This window comes from Micromonospora globispora (assembly GCF_003857015.1).
Classification (GTDB): Bacteria; Actinomycetota; Actinomycetes; order Mycobacteriales; family Micromonosporaceae; genus Micromonospora; species Micromonospora globispora.
Genome location: NZ_QGGF01000414.1, coordinates 1 through 14,328 on the forward strand (window position 1 = coordinate 1; position 14,328 = coordinate 14,328).

Below are 14,328 nucleotides of genomic sequence, written 5' to 3' on the forward strand. Positions count from 1 at the left end.
CGGCTGGACGGCGCGGTGCAGCCCGGGGGAGCCGTCCGGCCCGGCGGTGGTGCCCAGCCCGGCGGCCAGACCCGGCCGGGCGACGCGCAGCCGGCCGGTGGTGAGGCCGCGCCCAGCGCGTGCAGCGGGGCGATCACGTTCTCGGCCGAGGGCGGCTCGCCCGCCGCGACCAGCGGACAGTTCCCGGCGGGCACCCGGTTGCGGGTGACGAACCTGGACAACAACAAGGCGGTGACCGTGACGGTGACCGGGCCGTCGGGCAGTTGCGTGCTGCTCAACGCCGCGGCGATGGACCTGGTCCGCGAGCCGGGCAAGAACGTCATCCGCCGCAACGTGGTGGAAGTCCTGGGCTGAACCGGCTCACGGCTCCGGTGAGTGGAACACCATGGATGTCTCGTGGACGCGGTGACATCCATGGTGTTCCACCCGAGGCCGTCAGGCGATGCGGCGGATGCGCCGGACGGCGAGGTAGAGCAGGAGCGCGGCGAGGGCGACGAAGATTCCCGTCTCGATGCCCTGGAACAGCCAGAACCGGCCGGCCGGCTGGTAGAGCTGCCAGTTGTAGGCGCCCGGTCCCGCACCCAGTTCCGCGCCGCAGGCGCCGCCGCCCGGCCCCCGGCCGCCCGGCCGACACATGATCTGGGTGTCGGCCGCCACCATCTTGCCGTCGGCGTTGCGGACCCCGCTCGCGAGGACCCAGTCGCCATGGCTCTCCCTCATCGGCCCGGTCCCCTCGATGGGGAAGGTGAGGGTACGAGCGGGCTGGTAGTGCGGCCTGGCCAGGATCGCCACCGCCGCGCGTACGCCGATGAACCCGACGAGGGTGACGGTCATGGCGGGCAGCATCCGCCGCCAGACGGTACCGGCGAAGATGCCGAGCGCCACGGCGAAGAGCGTGTAGCCGATCGGGGCGATGCCCTGCAGGTCGAAGACGATGAAGCCGAGCCGGCCCTCGCGTGCGGCCTGGGTCAGCGGGCTGACCCACCAGGACATGCCCAGTCCGTAGCAGACCGCGGCGGCCACCGTCACCGCGACCACCAGCCCGAACTTCACCAGTGCCCAGTGTGTCCGGCCGACGCCCTGAGTCCACGCGAACCGGTGCGTGCCGTGCTCCACCTCGCGGGCGACCAACGGGGCGCCCCAGAACAGGCCGACGAGCATCGGCAGAACGAGAAGCAGGACGGCCACCAGATTCAGGCTGCCGTACCGGTTCGTGAACCGGTGGAACGCTGCCTCGCAGCTCTCGGCGGTCGCCGGGGCCACGTCGGCACGCGCCACCTCACGAACACAGTCCGGCAGCCCGAGGTCGGTGAACGTGTGCCGCATCGACAGGCCGATCGGGATCATCAGGGCGGCCAGGGCCGCGAACCCGATGAGGGTGAAGAGAAGCTGCTTACGGTGCTGCCGCCAGGCCAGCCAGATCATGCCGGCACCTCCCAGGCCGTGTGACTGACCGTCGTCTCGCCGTCGGCGAGATAGGCCAGGATGAGGTCTTCCAGGGTCACGTCGTGCACCGCCCACTCCGGATCGACGGCCTGGCCGTCGGTGCGGACCAGCAGCGTCGACTGGCGTGCGGTGTGGCTGGCCCGGACCACCCCCGCCACTCCGGAGATCGGGCCGTCGCCGTGCCGGGGCCCGATCAGCTGCCGGTGGGCCTCAACCAGGTCGTCGACCGGTCCGGCGAGCTGCACCCGGGCGGCGTGCAGCACGATCAGGTAGTCGCAGATCCGCTCCAGGTCGGCCAGCAGGTGCGAGGAGAGCAGCACCGTGGTCTCGGACTCGGCGACGCTGCCCATCAGCGACTGCAGGAACTCGCGGCGGGCCAGCGGATCGAGGCTGGCGACCGGTTCGTCGAGCAGCAGCAGCCGGGGTCGTTTCGCCAGGGCGAGGGCCAGCGCCACCTGGGCCCGTTGACCGCCGGAGAGCTTGCCGACCGGCAGGTTCGGCGGGATGCCGAGCTGGGCCAGTCGGTTGCGGGCCAGTGCGGCGTCCCAGCGCTTGTTCATTCGGCCGCCCAGATGCACCAGCTCGGCGGCCGTGAAGTCCCGGTAGAGCGGGGTGTCCTGGGCGACGAACCCGATCTCCGGCAGGACCGCCGGGTTGCCGTACGGCGATTCACCGAAGACCCGGACCGCGCCGGCGTCGGGCCGCAGCAGGCCGACGGCGAGATGCAGCAAGGTGCTCTTCCCGGCACCGTTGGGCCCGACCAGGGCGGCGATGCGTCCGGTGGGGAGGCGCAGCGAGCAGTCCCGCAGCGCCCAGGTTCTCCCGTACCGTTTGCCGAGCTGCTCGGCCTCCAGCGCGATCTCCATTCGATGTCCCTCTCATCCTGCTGAGGCGGGCTCGGTGCGCGGTGTCTCGGCGGCGAGCGCGGCCCGCATGGTGGTCTCGACCAGGGCGGTGACGTCTTCCGGTGTCAGTCCGGCGGCCCGTGCCCGGCGCAGCCAGGCCACCAGTTCTTCGCGCAGCTCGGCCTGATTGGCCAGTGCCGACCCGGCGAGGGTGCGCCGGACGAAGGTGCCCACGCCGGGGCGCCCCTCGACCAGGCCCTCGATTTCCAGCTCGCGGTACGCCTTCAGCACCGTGTTCGGGTTGATCGCCAGCGACTGCGCGACGTCGCGGACCTTCGGCAACTGGTCGCCGGGGGTCAGCAGCCCCACCCGCAGGGCCTGTTTGACCTGCTGGATGAGCTGCACGTAGGTGTTCACCTTGGACCGGCCGTCCAGCACGAACTCGATCACCCGGGCAACCCTTCTATTGTCCTACGACAGTAGGACTATAGAACAGGACTACGACGGATGTGTCCCCTGTCGAGGATGGGAAGTGTCGGAGTCGTGGCATAGCGTGGCGACCCGGCGGGGAACGCGTCGACGGCAACGACGACGAGGGGCCGTACCTGTTCCGGCTCAACCCGGAGTTCGTCGCCGAGTTGGTGGCGCTGCCCGACGACCGCGTCGCCGCGGTCGCCGCGGGCTGGGCCACGGCCGAGGAGTGGATGGGCGAGCCGGAGCTGGAATTCATCGCCCAGCTCATCGGGGAGCTGCGGCGGGTGGCGCGTCGGGCGGTCGCGGACGGCGTCGACGCGTACTGCTGGTTGTGCCTCTGACTGGGGGCGGGTGGGTGTCGCGCGGTGCCGGCGCCACACCCACCCGCCCGCCCGACGCCGTGACTACGGCGTGGGGTGGAACACCATGGGCAAGCTCCTGGGGGGATCGACACCCATGGTGTTCCACGAATCGGGGCTGACCGGCCGGGTCAGCCGAAGGCCGCGTCCAGGATGTCCAGACCGCGGGCCAGCTCGTCGTCGGAGATGACGAGCGGGGGCAGGAAACGCAGCACGTTGCCGTACGTGCCGCAGGTCAGGGTGAGCAGACCGGCGGCGTGGCAGGCCGCGGACACCGCCGCCGCGGCGGCCGGGTCGGGAACCAGGGTGCCGGGCTGCACCAGCTCCACGGCCAGCATCGCGCCCCGGCCGCGTACCTCAGCGACGCGCGGGTCGCGCGCGGCGATGGCGCGCAGCCGGTCGCCCATCACCGATCCGATCCGGCGAGCCGCCGCGGAGAGGTCCAGCTCGTGCATGGTCTCGATCGCGGCCAGCGCGGCGGCGCAGGCGATCGGGTTGCCGCCGTACGTGCCGCCGAGGCCGCCGACGTGCACCGCGTCCATCAGCTCCGCCCGCCCGGTCACCGCGGCGAGGGGGAGCCCGCCGGCGATGCCCTTGGCCAGCGTGATCAGGTCGGGTTCGACGCCCTCGTGCTCGCAGGCGAACCAGTTCCCGGTCCGGCAGAAGCCGGTCTGGATCTCGTCGGCGATGAAGACCACCCCGGCCGCCGTCGCCCACTCGCGCAGCGCCGGCAGGAAGCCCTCGGCCGGTACGACGAAACCACCCTCGCCCTGGATCGGCTCGATCAGCAGCGCGGCGACGTTTTCCGCGCCGACCTGCTTCTCCACCATCTCGATGGCCCGCGCCGCCGCCGTGGCGCCGTCGAGCCCGCCGTCGCGCAGCGGGTACGACATCGGCACCCGGTAGATCTCCCCGGCGAACGGCCCGAACCGGTGCTTGTACGGCATGTTCTTCGCGGTCAGCGCCATGGTCAGGTTGGTCCGGCCGTGGTACGCGTGGTCGAAGACCACCACCGCCGGCCGCCCGGTCGCGTGCCGGGCGATCTTGACGGCGTTCTCCACCGCCTCGGCGCCGGAGTTGAACAGCGCCGAGCGCTTGTCGAAGTCACCCGGCGTCAGCGCGTTGAGCTGCTCGCAGACCGCCACGTACGACTCGTACGGCGCGACCATGAAGCAGGTGTGGGTGAAGCGCTCGACCTGCGCCTTCACCGCCTCGACCACCCGCGGCGCGGAGTTGCCGACGTTGACCACCGCGATGCCGGCGGCGAAGTCGATCCACTCCCGCCCCTCGACGTCGGTGATCGTGCCACCGCCCGCATGGTGCACGTAGGACGAGATGGTGCTGCCGACGCCGCGGGCGACCGCGGTCCCCCGGCGCTTGTGCAGTTCCTCAGACGATGTCACGGGTATCAGCCCTCGATGTTGTGCATGACGTGCTTGATCCGGGTGTAGTCCTCCAGGCTGTAGACCGAGAGGTCCTTGCCGTGCCCGGAGTGCTTGAAGCCGCCGTGCGGCATCTCGGAAACGAACGGGATGTGGGTGTTCACCCAGACGCAGCCGAAGTCGAGCCGGCGGGTCATCCGCATCGCCCGGCCGTGGTCCTTCGTCCAGACCGACGCCGACAGGCCGTAGTCGACGCCGTTGGCCCAGCGCACCGCCTCGTCCTCGTCGGAGAAGCGCTGCACGGTGATGACCGGCCCGAACACCTCCTGCTGGATGATCTCGTCGGCCTGCCGCACCCCGGAGACCACGGTCGGGGAGTAGAAGTAGCCGCGCTCGCCGAGCCGCGAGCCGCCCGCCTCCACCGACGCGTGGTCGGGGAGGCGGTCGACGAACCCGGTGACCCGGGTGAGCTGGTTGGCGTTGTTCAGCGGGCCGTAGAGCACGTCCTCGTCGTCCGGCGCGCCGGTCTTGGTGTTGCGGGCCTGCTCGGCGAGGGCGGCCACGAAGTCGTCGTAGATGCCGGGACCGGCGAGCACCCGGGTCGCGGCGGTGCAGTCCTGGCCGGCGTTGAAGTAGCCGCCGACCGCGATCGCCTCGGCCGCCGCCGCGATGTCGGCGTCGTCGAAGATCACCACCGGGGCCTTGCCGCCCAGCTCCAGGTGGGTCCGCTTGAGGTCCGGCGCGGCGGCGGAGGCCACCTCCATGCCCGCGCGGGTCGAGCCGGTGATCGACACCAGCTGCGGGGTCGGGTGCGAGACGAGGGTACGACCGGTGTCCCGGTCACCGCAGACCACGTTGAAGACGCCCGGCGGGAAGAACTCGGACGCGATCTCGGCCAGCAGCAGCGTCGACACCGGCGTGGTGTCGGACGGCTTGAGCACCACCGTGTTGCCGGCCGCCAGGGCCGGGGCGATCTTCCAGACCGCCATCATCAGCGGGTAGTTCCAGGGGGTGACCTGGGCGCAGACGCCGATCGGCTCGCGCCGCACGTACGAGGTGTGGCCGGCCATGTACTCGCCGGCCGAGCGGCCCTCCAGCAGACGGGCGGCGCCGGCGAAGAAGCGGAACTGGTCCACCGACGGCGGCAGTTCCTCGTCGGCGGTGAGCTGACGGGGCTTGCCGGTGTTGCGGACCTCGGCGTCGACCAACTCCGCGGCCCGGGCCTCGACCGCGTCGGCGAGCTTGAGCATGGCCTTCTGCCGCTCGCCGGGGGTGGTTTCCCGCCAGGTCTCGAAGGCGGTGGCGGCGGCCTTCATCGCCGCGTCCACGTCCTCGGCGCCGGAGACCGGAGCCTGGGCGAAGACCTCGCCGGTGCAGGGGTCGATCAGGTCGGAGTAGCCGCCGTCCACCGGGTCGACGTACTCGCCGTTGACGAAGTTGCGCAGCTGCTGCTGGTCGCTCATCAGAAGTCTCCGAGGGATGGCCGAGGGTGAGGTCAGCGGAGGTAATCGCAATGTGACTGCCATCTTCGCTACTGAATTCGCGGCAGACAAGGCCCTGAGCAACTGTTTCCGTGTGAGCCTCGCGTCGTCTACGCTGCCGAACGTGGAGCCGACCGCATTCTTCGTCGCCGGCCGCCCCGCCCACGGCGAGGGCGAGCTGACCGTCACGCACCCGTACGACGGCCGGACGGTGGGGCGTACCACGCTCGCCACCGCCGACCAGGTCGAAGCGGCCGTCGCGGCAGCGGCCGCGGTGGCCGCGAAGGCCGCGGCCCTGCCCGCGCACGAGCGGGCGGTGGCCCTGGACCACGTGTCCCGGCGGCTCGCCGAGCGGGCCGAGGAGGTCGCGGCGCTGATCACCGCCGAGAACGGCAAGCCGCTGAAGTGGGCGCGGGCCGAGGTGGGGCGGGCGGTGTCCACGTTCCGCTGGGCGGCCGAGGAGGCGCGGCGGTTTTCCGGCGAGCTGCAGCGCCTGGACACCGATCCGACGGCGACCGGACGGATCGCCCTGGTGCGACGGGTGCCGAAGGGACCGGTGCTCGGCATCGCGCCGTTCAACTTCCCGCTGAACCTGGTCGCGCACAAGGTCGCCCCGGCCATCGCGGTCGGCGCGCCGATCATCGTCAAGCCCGCCCCGGCGACCCCGCTGTCGGCGCTGCTGCTCGGCGAGATCCTCGCCGAGACCGAGCTGCCCGAGGGGATGTTCTCGGTGCTGCCGCTGCCCAACGAGCGCGCAGCCGAGCTGGTCGCCGACCCGCGGCTGCCGGTGGTGTCGTTCACCGGCTCCGGCCCGGTCGGCGCGGCCATCCGCCGGTCCGTGCCGGAGAAGCACGTGACCCTGGAGCTGGGTGGCAACGCGGCGGCGGTGATCTGCGAGGACTGGGACTCTGACGAGGACCTGACCTTCGCCGCGCACCGGATCGCGACGTTCTCCAACTACCAGGCCGGGCAGAGCTGCATCGCGGTGCAGCGGGTGTACGTGCACGAGTGGCTCTACGACGGCTTCCTGCCCCGGCTGGTCGCCTCGGTCGAGGCGCTGCGCACCGGCGACCCGTCCGATCCGCTGACCGACGTCGGGCCGCTGGTGTCGGTCGAGGCGGCGGAGCGCGTCGAGGCGTGGGTCGACGAGGCCGTCGTCGCCGGCGCCAGCATCGAGGTGGGCGGGCGGCGGGAGGGCGCCACCTATCCACCGACCGTGCTGTCCGGGGTGCCGAAGGACGCGAAGGTCTGCACCGAGGAGGTGTTCGGGCCGGTACTGGTGGTCGACCGGATCGAGAACAACCAGGCCGCGTTCGCCGCCGTCAACGACTCGGCGTACGGGTTGCAGGCGGGGGTGTTCACGCACCGGTTGGACGTCGCGTTCGCCGCCTCGCGGACGCTGGAGGTCGGCGGGGTGATCGTCGGGGACGTGCCGTCGTACCGGGCGGACCAGATGCCGTACGGCGGGGTGAAGGGGAGCGGCGTCGGGCGCGAGGGGCTGCGCAGCGCGATGGAGGACTACACCGACCCGCGCGTCATGGTGCTGACCGGGGTGGCGCTGTAGCCACTCCAGCAAGACGCTCTTTCGCGGCTCGGCGATCTACAGTGGCGTCGATGAAGCTGGTCGAGATCCGCCGGTATCCGATCAAGTCTCTGCTCGGTGAGCAGCTCGCAGCAGCCGAGGTCGACCAGCGCGGGCTGGTTGGTGACCGCTTGTGGGCGGTGCGCGACGGCGACGGGAAGCTGGGCAGCGGGAAGAACACTCGTCGCTTCCGGCGGATGCCCGGCCTGTTCATGCTGCGCGGGCATTCCGGTGATCCGGCCCCGGTCGTGGAGCTGCCCGACGGACGTCGCTTCGCTGCGGACGAGCCCGCGGGGCACGAGGCGGTCAGCGAGGTGCTGGCCCGTCGCGTGACGATTGAGCGCGAAGCGGAGGTCATGCACCATGACGAGGGACCGGTAAGCCTGATCAGCACCGCCGCGCTACGGCGACTCCACGACCTGGTGGGGGAGCCGGTCGACCCGCTGCGGTTCCGGGCAAATCTGCTCGTCGACGTGCCGGGCAGCGACTTCCCGGAGGATCGCTGGCTCGGGCGAGCCGTCCGTATCGGTCCCGAGGTGGTGCTGCGCCCACGCCGCCGGCTTACCCGATGCGTCATGATCGACCTCGCGCAGGAGGACGCCCCGGAGCATGGACACCTCCTGCGGACTGTTGCCGAGCACCACGACATGACGTTCGGCGTTTGGGCAACAGTCGAACGGCCCGGTCGTATCGAGCTGCAGGATGCCGTCGTCCTGCCGAGCTGACCCACGCGGACCCGGTGGGGGTGGCGGGATGGCTACGACTCTACGACTGAGGCAACGCGTCCGTCACGTACACGCCCTTGCCCTGGCGGCCGTCAATCAATCCCTCCCGGCTCAGCTCGCGGAGCAGCTGAGCCGCGGGGTCGACCGCCCGGGGAGCCGGCGGTTCGGCCGGCCGTCGTTGCCGGTACATCTGCTCGACCGCCGGAAACGGCAGGCGCGGCCAGGTGGAGAGCTCCCCGGTCTGCTTGTCGATGACGGTCGTCGGCAGGTCGCCGGGAAGCGCGCGCGCCTCGGGGGCGGCCTGTGTCGTGATGAGGTAGCCCGGGTCGAACTCCTCGACCACGGGAGGTGCACGGGAATCCGAGGCGTTCGGAGTCCCGTCCTGCCAGACGGCGGCGAGTTGCTCAGCCTGCTGTCGCTCGATCACGGAGTGAAACTACCGGACCCCACGGACTCCGTGGCGCCCGGTATGGTCAGCCCTACTTACGGTGACGGAAAGGGGCGGCAGCCTTGGCCGAGAGCGTGGATCGGGACGCCAATCGCGCGCTGCGGGCGCGATTCGACGAGGTGTACGGCCAGTACCAGCGACTGCGGTCCGGATTGGACGAACTCCAGGTCAAGCTCGCCGAGCTGCGGGTGACCGAACGCTCCGACGACGGGCAGGTGACCGCCATCGTCGGAGCCCGAGGCGAGCTGATCAGCGTCGAACTGGAGCCTGCCGTCTTCCACGACCGGGACGCCCGCGCCCTGAGCCGGAGCATCACCACGACGGTGCACCGGGCCACCGCGTCGGCCGTGTCCGCTACGCGGGACCTGGTGGCGAGCTACCTCCCCGCCGGCTCGCCGTCGGTGGAGTTCCTGCGGACCAACGACTTCGGCGCCCTACTGAGCCGCGCCGACACGGTCCTCCAGCCCGGACAGTGACCGGCGTGACCGAGGGGCAGACAACAGATCGCGCCACAGTAGACTCTTGCGATCTTGAGGCTGCTAGGTGAGCGGGGTGAATCTGAAGGAGTGGGCGGCGTCGCAGGGCGTCGCGTACGTGACGGCGCGGCGGCAGTACGCGGCTGGGACGTTGCCTGTTCCTACGTACCGGCTGGGCCGGCTGATCATGGTGGGCGAGCCTCTCGCCGCGGCGGCATCCGGTGGTGGGCAGACGGTGGTGTACGCCCGGGTCTCGTCGGCTGACCGGCGGCCTGACCTGGACCGGCAGGTGGCGCGGGTGACTGTGTGGGCGACCGGACAGCGGCTGGTGGTGTCCCGGGTGGTGACCGAGGTCGGGTCCGCGGTGAACGGGCATCGCAGCAAGTTCTTCGCCCTGCTGCGCGACCCGACGGTGACGACCATCGTGGTGGAGCGCCGGGACAGGTTTGCCCGTTTCGGCGGCGAGTATGTCGAGGCGGCCTTGGCCGCTGCGGGTCGTCGGCTGCTCGTGGTGGATCCGGCGGGGGTGGACGACGACCTGGTGGGGGATGTCACCGAGGTCCTGACCGGTCTGTGTGCCCGTCTGTACGGCGTCGGGGCGCCGCGGACCGGGTTCGGCGGGCCGTCGCGGCGGTGACGGGCGATGGTGGTTGATGTGATGGTGGTGCAGGCGTACCGGTTCGCACTGGATCTGACGCCGGGTCAGGAACGGGCGGTGCTGGCGCACGCGGGCGCTGCTCGGGTGGCGTACAACTGGGCGCTTGCCTGGCCCGGGCCCGGCGTGGGGGAGTGGACCTCGCCCTTGCGGGCGAGGCGGTCAGCGCGGGCTGGCGGCAGGTGGGCGTGAGATCGCCGCCGCGAGCGCGCAACGGCCGTGGGGCAGAGACGACGTCGGCGCCGCGTTCGAGAAGCAGTACCGCGGCTACGAGGAGACGCTGCTGCGCGCGTGGGAGCTGCTCGGTCGATCGCTGGAGGGACTAGGCGGCGACGTGGTCCACTCCGTCGCCAGCGCCGACCCCACCATCGCCACCGGCCCGGCCTGACGGTAAATGCCTTGCGAGTGGCGGGCGGCCGGGCGAGGGTCCGGGCATGGCTGACTCGCGTACGACCACAGACACCGACGACCAGCCCGCCCGCCGATTCGGCTCGTCCGACATGTTCGTCTCTCCAGACGAGGACCCGCGCTCGAACGGCGGCTTCGACGACGAACGCAGCATGCTGATCGGCTACCTCCGCGACTATCGCCTGACGCTGGAAATGAAGTGCTCGGGGCTGGGGCCCGAGGAGCTGGCCCGCCGCTCGGTGCCGCCGTCTACGATGTCGCTGCTCGGGTTGGTGTGCCACATGGCCGACGTGGAGCAGAACTGGTTCCGCCGGGTGATGGCCGGGCAGGACGTGCCGAGGATCTACTCCTCGAAGGAGGACCCGGACGGGGACTTCAACGGTGCGGTGGCCGATCCCAAGGCGGTCGCCGAGGCGTGGCACACCTGGCGGTCCGAGGTGAGGTTCGCGGAGCAGTTCGTGGCCGACTCGTCCGACCTTGCGGCCCGGGGGCGTATGCGTGACGGCGGGACGATCTCGCTGCGTGAGGTGCTGCTGCACATGGTCGAGGAGTACGCCCGGCACTGCGGCCACGCCGACCTCCTACGCGAACGCATCGACGGCCGGGTCGGCCAATGACGGAGAGTAGGGACGACCGGATCGAGTGGGCCCGGGAGCTCTACGAGCGTGCGGTGTTCGCGGGCAACTCCGGCCTGCTGGTAACCGCCGAGCGGGATCTCGACGGGGTCGAGGCCGATCTCGCGCTCGCCCGCGGTCGGATCCTGCACGCGCGGTTCCTGGCCGAGCGCACCGAGGACCCCCGGGAGTTGCCGCTCTTCGAGCGGGCCGCAGAGGTCTACCGGCAGTTGGGCGATGTGCGGGGTGAGGCGGAATCACTCTTCTGGGTGGGCGCCGTGCACCAGGTCATCCGGCAGGACAACGCCGCCGCGGCACCGGCCTTCGACCGGGCCCGGGAGCTGGCGGTCAGGGTCGAAGACGGGCTAACCCTGTCGTACGTGCTGCGGCATCTGGCCTTCGCCGAACAGGCCGCCGGCCGGATGGACGCGGCCCGGGAGCTGATGGAGGAGTCCACCCGGCTCCGCCGGGATCTGGAATTCCTGCCCGGCGTCGCGGCGAACCTCGTGGCGCTGGCGGTCTTCGCCTCTGGTGAGGGCCGCCGCGACCAGGCGCGGATGCTGCTCGATGAGGCGACCGCGATCGCCGAGAGCAGCGGCGCTCACGGCGTCCTCGGCTGGGCCGAGGAGGTCCGCGCCGGCCTCTGACGGTGCCGGTGGACGAATACCATCACCGGATGACCGGGTCCGACGCGTGGAGCGGGCGAGCGCCCCGCACGGTGGCCGAGGCGGTGGCCGTACAGGACGAGCTGCGGTCGCTGGTCGACCTGGTCGGGCCGGGGCCGACCGCGCCCGCGACGGTGGCCGGCCTCGACGTCGCGTACGCGGAGAGCGGAGACCGGCTCGCGGCGGCCGTCACGGTGCTGGACGCGGCGACTCTCGCCGTGGTGGACGAAGCCGTCAGCGTCGGCCGACCCGCCTTCCCGTACGTGCCGGGGCTCTTCGCGTTCCGTGAGCTGCCGGCGCTGCGGGACGCCCTGGACCGGCTGACCGTCCGGCCCGACCTGCTGGTCTGCGACGGGCACGGGCTGGCCCACCCGCGCCGGTTCGGGTTGGCCTGTCACCTCGGCGTGGTCACCGGCCTGCCCGCCATCGGGGTGGGCAAGACGCCGCTGGTCGGCGAATGGGAGGAGCCCGGACTGCGGCGGGGCGCGTGGACGCCGCTGCGCGACGGCGGTGCGGAGGTGGGCCGGGTGGTGCGTACCCGGGACGGGGTGAAGCCGGTCTTCGTCAGCGTCGGCCACCGGATAAGCCTCGACAACGCCGTCGACCGGGTGCTGGCGTTGACGCCGCGCTACCGGCTGCCGGAGACGACCCGGACCGCCGACCAGCTCTGCCGGGCCGCCCTGGCCGCCACCCCTGCCTGACCGGGAGGCGCAGACGCCGGACGCGCGCCGGCAGTCCGGCCCCGCCACATCGGCGACATGACCGGGGTCCAGGCCCTCGGGGCACCGCCGCGTCGGTGACATGACCGGGTCAGGCGCTCGGGGCACCGCCGCGTCGGTGACATGGCCGGGTCGACGTCCTCGGGACACCGCCATATCCGCGACATAGTGGGTCCACGACCCCCGGGGGGTCGAGCTTGGACCCGCGAGGGTGTCGCCGCACACATGCGGAGCGCTCAATGAGCGGGGGCCCCCAGGACCCGGTAGTAACCTGACCCGCGGACCCCGTCGGGGTGGAAACGGTGAGGTGGACATGTCGGTTCGGCGGCACGCGGTGCGGCTGGCCACGGTCGGGGCGGTGCTGGGCGGCCTGATGGCCGTCGGCGCATCGCCGGCGCTGGCCGAGGGTGACCGGGTGGAGGTGCGTTCGGCGAGCAGCTTCACCGCCGGCGGCTCGCCCGGCACGGTGGCGATCGAGGTGCGTAAGCGCACCGACGGGTGTGTGCTGCTGCGGACCGGGCTCGGCCTGCGGCTCGGCGGCCTCGAGCCGAACCAGGTGCGGGTGCAGGTCAACGCCGGGGGCCAGTGGTGGCCGGTGGGCGCCTCCGGCGGTGGCGGCACGGTGAGCACCGCACGTACGTCGCCGGCGAACCCCACCCTGTGCAAGGGCAAGAGCATCACCGTGCGGTACCGGGTCGCCTTCCTGTCCGGGGCGCCCGGCGGCCGGCTGACGGTCGTCGGTGAGGCGGTCACCGCGTTCGGCCGGCTGCTCGGCAGCGGTGCCGTCTCGTCCCGGGTGGTGGGCGCGGCACCGACGGCGAAGCCCTCGCCGAAGCCCTCGAAGAAGCCGTCCCCGACCCCCACCCCGAGCGCCGCGGCGACGGAGCCGCTGAACGCCGCCGACACCGCGTCCGCCGTGGGCGCCGCGCTCGACCCGGTCGCCGGGCAGAGCGCCGCCGCCGACGAATCCTCCGGAGGTTCCCCGATCATGTTCTTCGGCATCGCGCTGGTGCTCGTCGGCATCGCCCTGATCGTGCTGCTGGTCCGCCGCAACCGGGCGGAGAAGGCCGATGACAACCTCGGTCACCCGCAGGTGCCGCTGTCCCGGCCGGCCGGCGGCACCACGTACCGCTCGGGCGCGCCGACCAGCCAGCTGTACGGCCAGCAGCCGTCCACCCCCGGCCTCTACGGGGGCACCCCGGCGCCCCGCCCGGCCGGGAACGTCTACGGTGGCCCCGCCTCCGGGCAGGGCGGCGGCGAGCCGCCCGCGCCGGCCGGTGGCGACGCCACCACGGTGATGCCCCGCCTGCCCGGCTGAGCCGGAGTCGAGCACCTCACTCCGTTACGCTCAGGGGCGGTGACGAGGTGTGGTGGAGGTGCGAAACGGGCGGCGGATGATCTCGTTCCGTGGCGAGGTGCCCGACCCGGTTCGCGGATAAGATCGCGTGCGCCGGTCGGCACCGCCGACCGGTGAGACCGCATACGTGGAAGGAGCCGCGCCGTGGCCCTGGACCCGCAGTTGCTCGAGATCCTCGCCTGCCCGGACACGCACCACGCCCCGCTGGACTACGACGCGCAGGCGCAGACGCTGACCTGCACCGAGTGCGGTCGGATCTTCGAGGTCCGGGACGACGTTCCGGTGCTCCTGCTGGACGAGGCGCGGGGAGGCCCCGCGGCGGACGACGCGCGCGGCGGCTCCGCGTCGCAGCGGTGATGGAGGGTACGGCCGGGGTCAGCGGACACCGGCGCGCCGACGAGTCGCTGCTGGACAACCCGGGCGCCCTCGCTGAGCAGGACCCGGGCGGCATGCTGCGGTTCACCGCCTCGGCGGGTGCCCAGGTGCGCGAGTCCGCGGCACTGGCCGCGGAGGCGAACCTGAGCCTGCTCGCCGACGAGGGCCGCCCCCGGGCGGTCGTCATCGCCGGCATCGGCACCGCTGGGCGTACCGGGGACGTGCTGGCCACGGTCGCCGGGCCGCGCTGCCCGGTGCCGGTCATCCCGCACCGCAGCGCCGGCGTGCCCGGCTGGGTCGGCGCGGCGGACGTGGTG

At 72.2% G+C, this 14,328-nt stretch carries 18 protein-coding genes and 2 pseudogenes; 14 read left to right on the forward strand and 6 right to left on the reverse strand.

Translation table 11 applies throughout. The annotated features are described in order from the left end of the window. Positions 1–354, forward strand: a 354-nt coding sequence (locus DKL51_RS22355; RefSeq protein ID WP_221623224.1) for an RlpA-like double-psi beta-barrel domain-containing protein, incomplete at its 5' end; no start/stop codon positions are given. Between the two features lie 81 nt (positions 355–435). Here DKL51_RS22355 and DKL51_RS22360 read toward each other — a convergent pair. Genes DKL51_RS22360 through DKL51_RS22370 form a run of 3 tightly spaced genes read right to left on the reverse strand, consistent with a single transcriptional unit; the run spans position 436 to position 2,741 of the window. After that, positions 436–1,425 (reverse strand): ABC-2 membrane transporter-related protein, encoded by a 990-nt coding sequence (locus tag DKL51_RS22360; RefSeq protein WP_109944802.1) that lies wholly within the window; start codon positions 1,423–1,425, stop codon positions 436–438. After that, on the reverse strand, positions 1,422–2,312 hold the full coding sequence (locus tag DKL51_RS22365) for an ABC transporter ATP-binding protein (RefSeq protein WP_109944803.1): 891 nt from the start codon (positions 2,310–2,312) through the stop codon (positions 1,422–1,424). Before DKL51_RS22365 ends, DKL51_RS22360 begins: the two co-directional genes overlap by 4 nt. Before the next feature lie 12 nt (positions 2,313–2,324). Continuing rightward, positions 2,325–2,741, reverse strand: coding sequence for a GntR family transcriptional regulator (locus DKL51_RS22370; protein WP_109944804.1), 417 nt, complete (start codon positions 2,739–2,741; stop codon positions 2,325–2,327). A gap of 59 nt (positions 2,742–2,800) precedes the next feature. On the opposite strand from DKL51_RS22370, the gene DKL51_RS22375 reads away from it, so the two are divergent. Then, entirely contained in the window at positions 2,801–3,106 is a 306-nt protein-coding gene (locus tag DKL51_RS22375) for a hypothetical protein (RefSeq protein WP_109944805.1), read from the forward strand. Between the two features lie 149 nt (positions 3,107–3,255). On the opposite strand, the gene gabT is transcribed toward DKL51_RS22375, so the two are convergent. Continuing rightward, entirely contained in the window at positions 3,256–4,527 is a 1,272-nt protein-coding gene (gene gabT / locus DKL51_RS22380) for a 4-aminobutyrate--2-oxoglutarate transaminase (RefSeq protein WP_109944825.1), read from the reverse strand. A 5-nt stretch (positions 4,528–4,532) separates the two neighbouring features. Next, positions 4,533–5,969: a gamma-aminobutyraldehyde dehydrogenase gene (locus tag DKL51_RS22385; RefSeq protein WP_109944826.1), complete on the reverse strand. Its 1,437-nt coding sequence runs from the start codon at positions 5,967–5,969 to the stop codon at positions 4,533–4,535. 142 nt (positions 5,970–6,111) lie between these two features. Between DKL51_RS22385 and DKL51_RS22390 the strand changes: the two genes are divergently transcribed. Then, positions 6,112–7,551, forward strand: coding sequence for an aldehyde dehydrogenase family protein (locus tag DKL51_RS22390; protein ID WP_109944839.1), 1,440 nt, complete (start codon positions 6,112–6,114; stop codon positions 7,549–7,551). A gap of 50 nt (positions 7,552–7,601) precedes the next feature. Then, a complete protein-coding gene (locus DKL51_RS22395) occupies positions 7,602–8,294 on the forward strand; it encodes an MOSC domain-containing protein (RefSeq protein ID WP_109944840.1) in 693 nt (230 codons plus the stop codon). Positions 8,295–8,334: 40 nt separating this feature from the next. On the opposite strand, the gene DKL51_RS22400 is transcribed toward DKL51_RS22395, so the two are convergent. Then, a complete protein-coding gene (locus DKL51_RS22400) occupies positions 8,335–8,721 on the reverse strand; it encodes an SUKH-4 family immunity protein (RefSeq protein ID WP_243420603.1) in 387 nt (128 codons plus the stop codon). 83 nt (positions 8,722–8,804) lie between these two features. Here DKL51_RS22400 and DKL51_RS22405 point away from each other — a divergent pair, with 83 nt between their 5' ends. The 10 genes and pseudogenes from DKL51_RS22405 to DKL51_RS22450 form a co-directional block, all read left to right on the forward strand. Continuing rightward, a complete protein-coding gene (locus tag DKL51_RS22405; protein ID WP_109944827.1) occupies positions 8,805–9,218 on the forward strand; it encodes a YbaB/EbfC family nucleoid-associated protein in 414 nt (137 codons plus the stop codon). Between the two features lie 76 nt (positions 9,219–9,294). After that, positions 9,295–9,872 (forward strand): annotated as a pseudogene (locus tag DKL51_RS22410) (IS607 family transposase). 4 nt (positions 9,873–9,876) lie between these two features. After that, positions 9,877–10,065: a helix-turn-helix domain-containing protein gene (locus DKL51_RS36555; protein ID WP_243420604.1), complete on the forward strand. Its 189-nt coding sequence runs from the start codon at positions 9,877–9,879 to the stop codon at positions 10,063–10,065. Next, on the forward strand, positions 9,980–10,261 hold the full coding sequence (locus DKL51_RS22420; RefSeq protein WP_243420605.1) for a hypothetical protein: 282 nt from the start codon (positions 9,980–9,982) through the stop codon (positions 10,259–10,261). Before DKL51_RS36555 ends, DKL51_RS22420 begins: the two co-directional genes overlap by 86 nt. Positions 10,262–10,307: 46 nt before the next feature. After that, positions 10,308–10,898 (forward strand): DinB family protein, encoded by a 591-nt coding sequence (locus tag DKL51_RS22425; protein WP_207783849.1) that lies wholly within the window; start codon positions 10,308–10,310, stop codon positions 10,896–10,898. Continuing rightward, positions 10,895–11,542: a tetratricopeptide repeat protein gene (locus DKL51_RS22430; RefSeq protein WP_109944829.1), complete on the forward strand. Its 648-nt coding sequence runs from the start codon at positions 10,895–10,897 to the stop codon at positions 11,540–11,542. Before DKL51_RS22425 ends, DKL51_RS22430 begins: the two co-directional genes overlap by 4 nt. Positions 11,543–11,571: 29 nt before the next feature. Beyond that, on the forward strand, positions 11,572–12,261 hold the full coding sequence (nfi, locus tag DKL51_RS22435; protein ID WP_109944841.1) for a deoxyribonuclease V: 690 nt from the start codon (positions 11,572–11,574) through the stop codon (positions 12,259–12,261). A 331-nt stretch (positions 12,262–12,592) separates the two neighbouring features. Next, a complete protein-coding gene (locus tag DKL51_RS22440; protein ID WP_109944830.1) occupies positions 12,593–13,597 on the forward strand; it encodes a hypothetical protein in 1,005 nt (334 codons plus the stop codon). A gap of 183 nt (positions 13,598–13,780) precedes the next feature. Continuing rightward, the gene (locus tag DKL51_RS22445) at positions 13,781–13,993 is read left to right on the forward strand and encodes a Trm112 family protein (protein ID WP_109944831.1); all 213 of its coding nucleotides are present in this window, start codon (positions 13,781–13,783) and stop codon (positions 13,991–13,993) included. After that, positions 13,990–14,328, forward strand: a pseudogene (locus DKL51_RS22450) (SIS domain-containing protein); the annotation flags it as partial. The gene DKL51_RS22445 and the pseudogene DKL51_RS22450, both read left to right, overlap by 4 nt.

Excerpts from the sequence above, each read along its gene's own strand:
- DKL51_RS22360 (WP_109944802.1), bottom strand. The coding sequence starts at position 1,425 with ATGATCTGGCTGGCCTGGCGGCAGCACCGTAAGCAGCTTCTCTTCACC.
- DKL51_RS22365 (WP_109944803.1), bottom strand. The coding sequence starts at position 2,312 with ATGGAGATCGCGCTGGAGGCCGAGCAGCTCGGCAAACGGTACGGGAGA.
- DKL51_RS22385 (WP_109944826.1), bottom strand. The coding sequence starts at position 5,969 with ATGAGCGACCAGCAGCAGCTGCGCAACTTCGTCAACGGCGAGTACGTC.
- DKL51_RS22395 (WP_109944840.1), top strand. The coding sequence starts at position 7,602 with ATGAAGCTGGTCGAGATCCGCCGGTATCCGATCAAGTCTCTGCTCGGT.
- DKL51_RS36555 (WP_243420604.1), top strand. The coding sequence starts at position 9,877 with ATGGTGGTGCAGGCGTACCGGTTCGCACTGGATCTGACGCCGGGTCAG.
- DKL51_RS22425 (WP_207783849.1), top strand. The coding sequence starts at position 10,308 with ATGGCTGACTCGCGTACGACCACAGACACCGACGACCAGCCCGCCCGC.
- DKL51_RS22430 (WP_109944829.1), top strand. The coding sequence starts at position 10,895 with ATGACGGAGAGTAGGGACGACCGGATCGAGTGGGCCCGGGAGCTCTAC.
- nfi (WP_109944841.1), top strand. The coding sequence starts at position 11,572 with ATGACCGGGTCCGACGCGTGGAGCGGGCGAGCGCCCCGCACGGTGGCC.
- DKL51_RS22440 (WP_109944830.1), top strand. The coding sequence starts at position 12,593 with ATGTCGGTTCGGCGGCACGCGGTGCGGCTGGCCACGGTCGGGGCGGTG.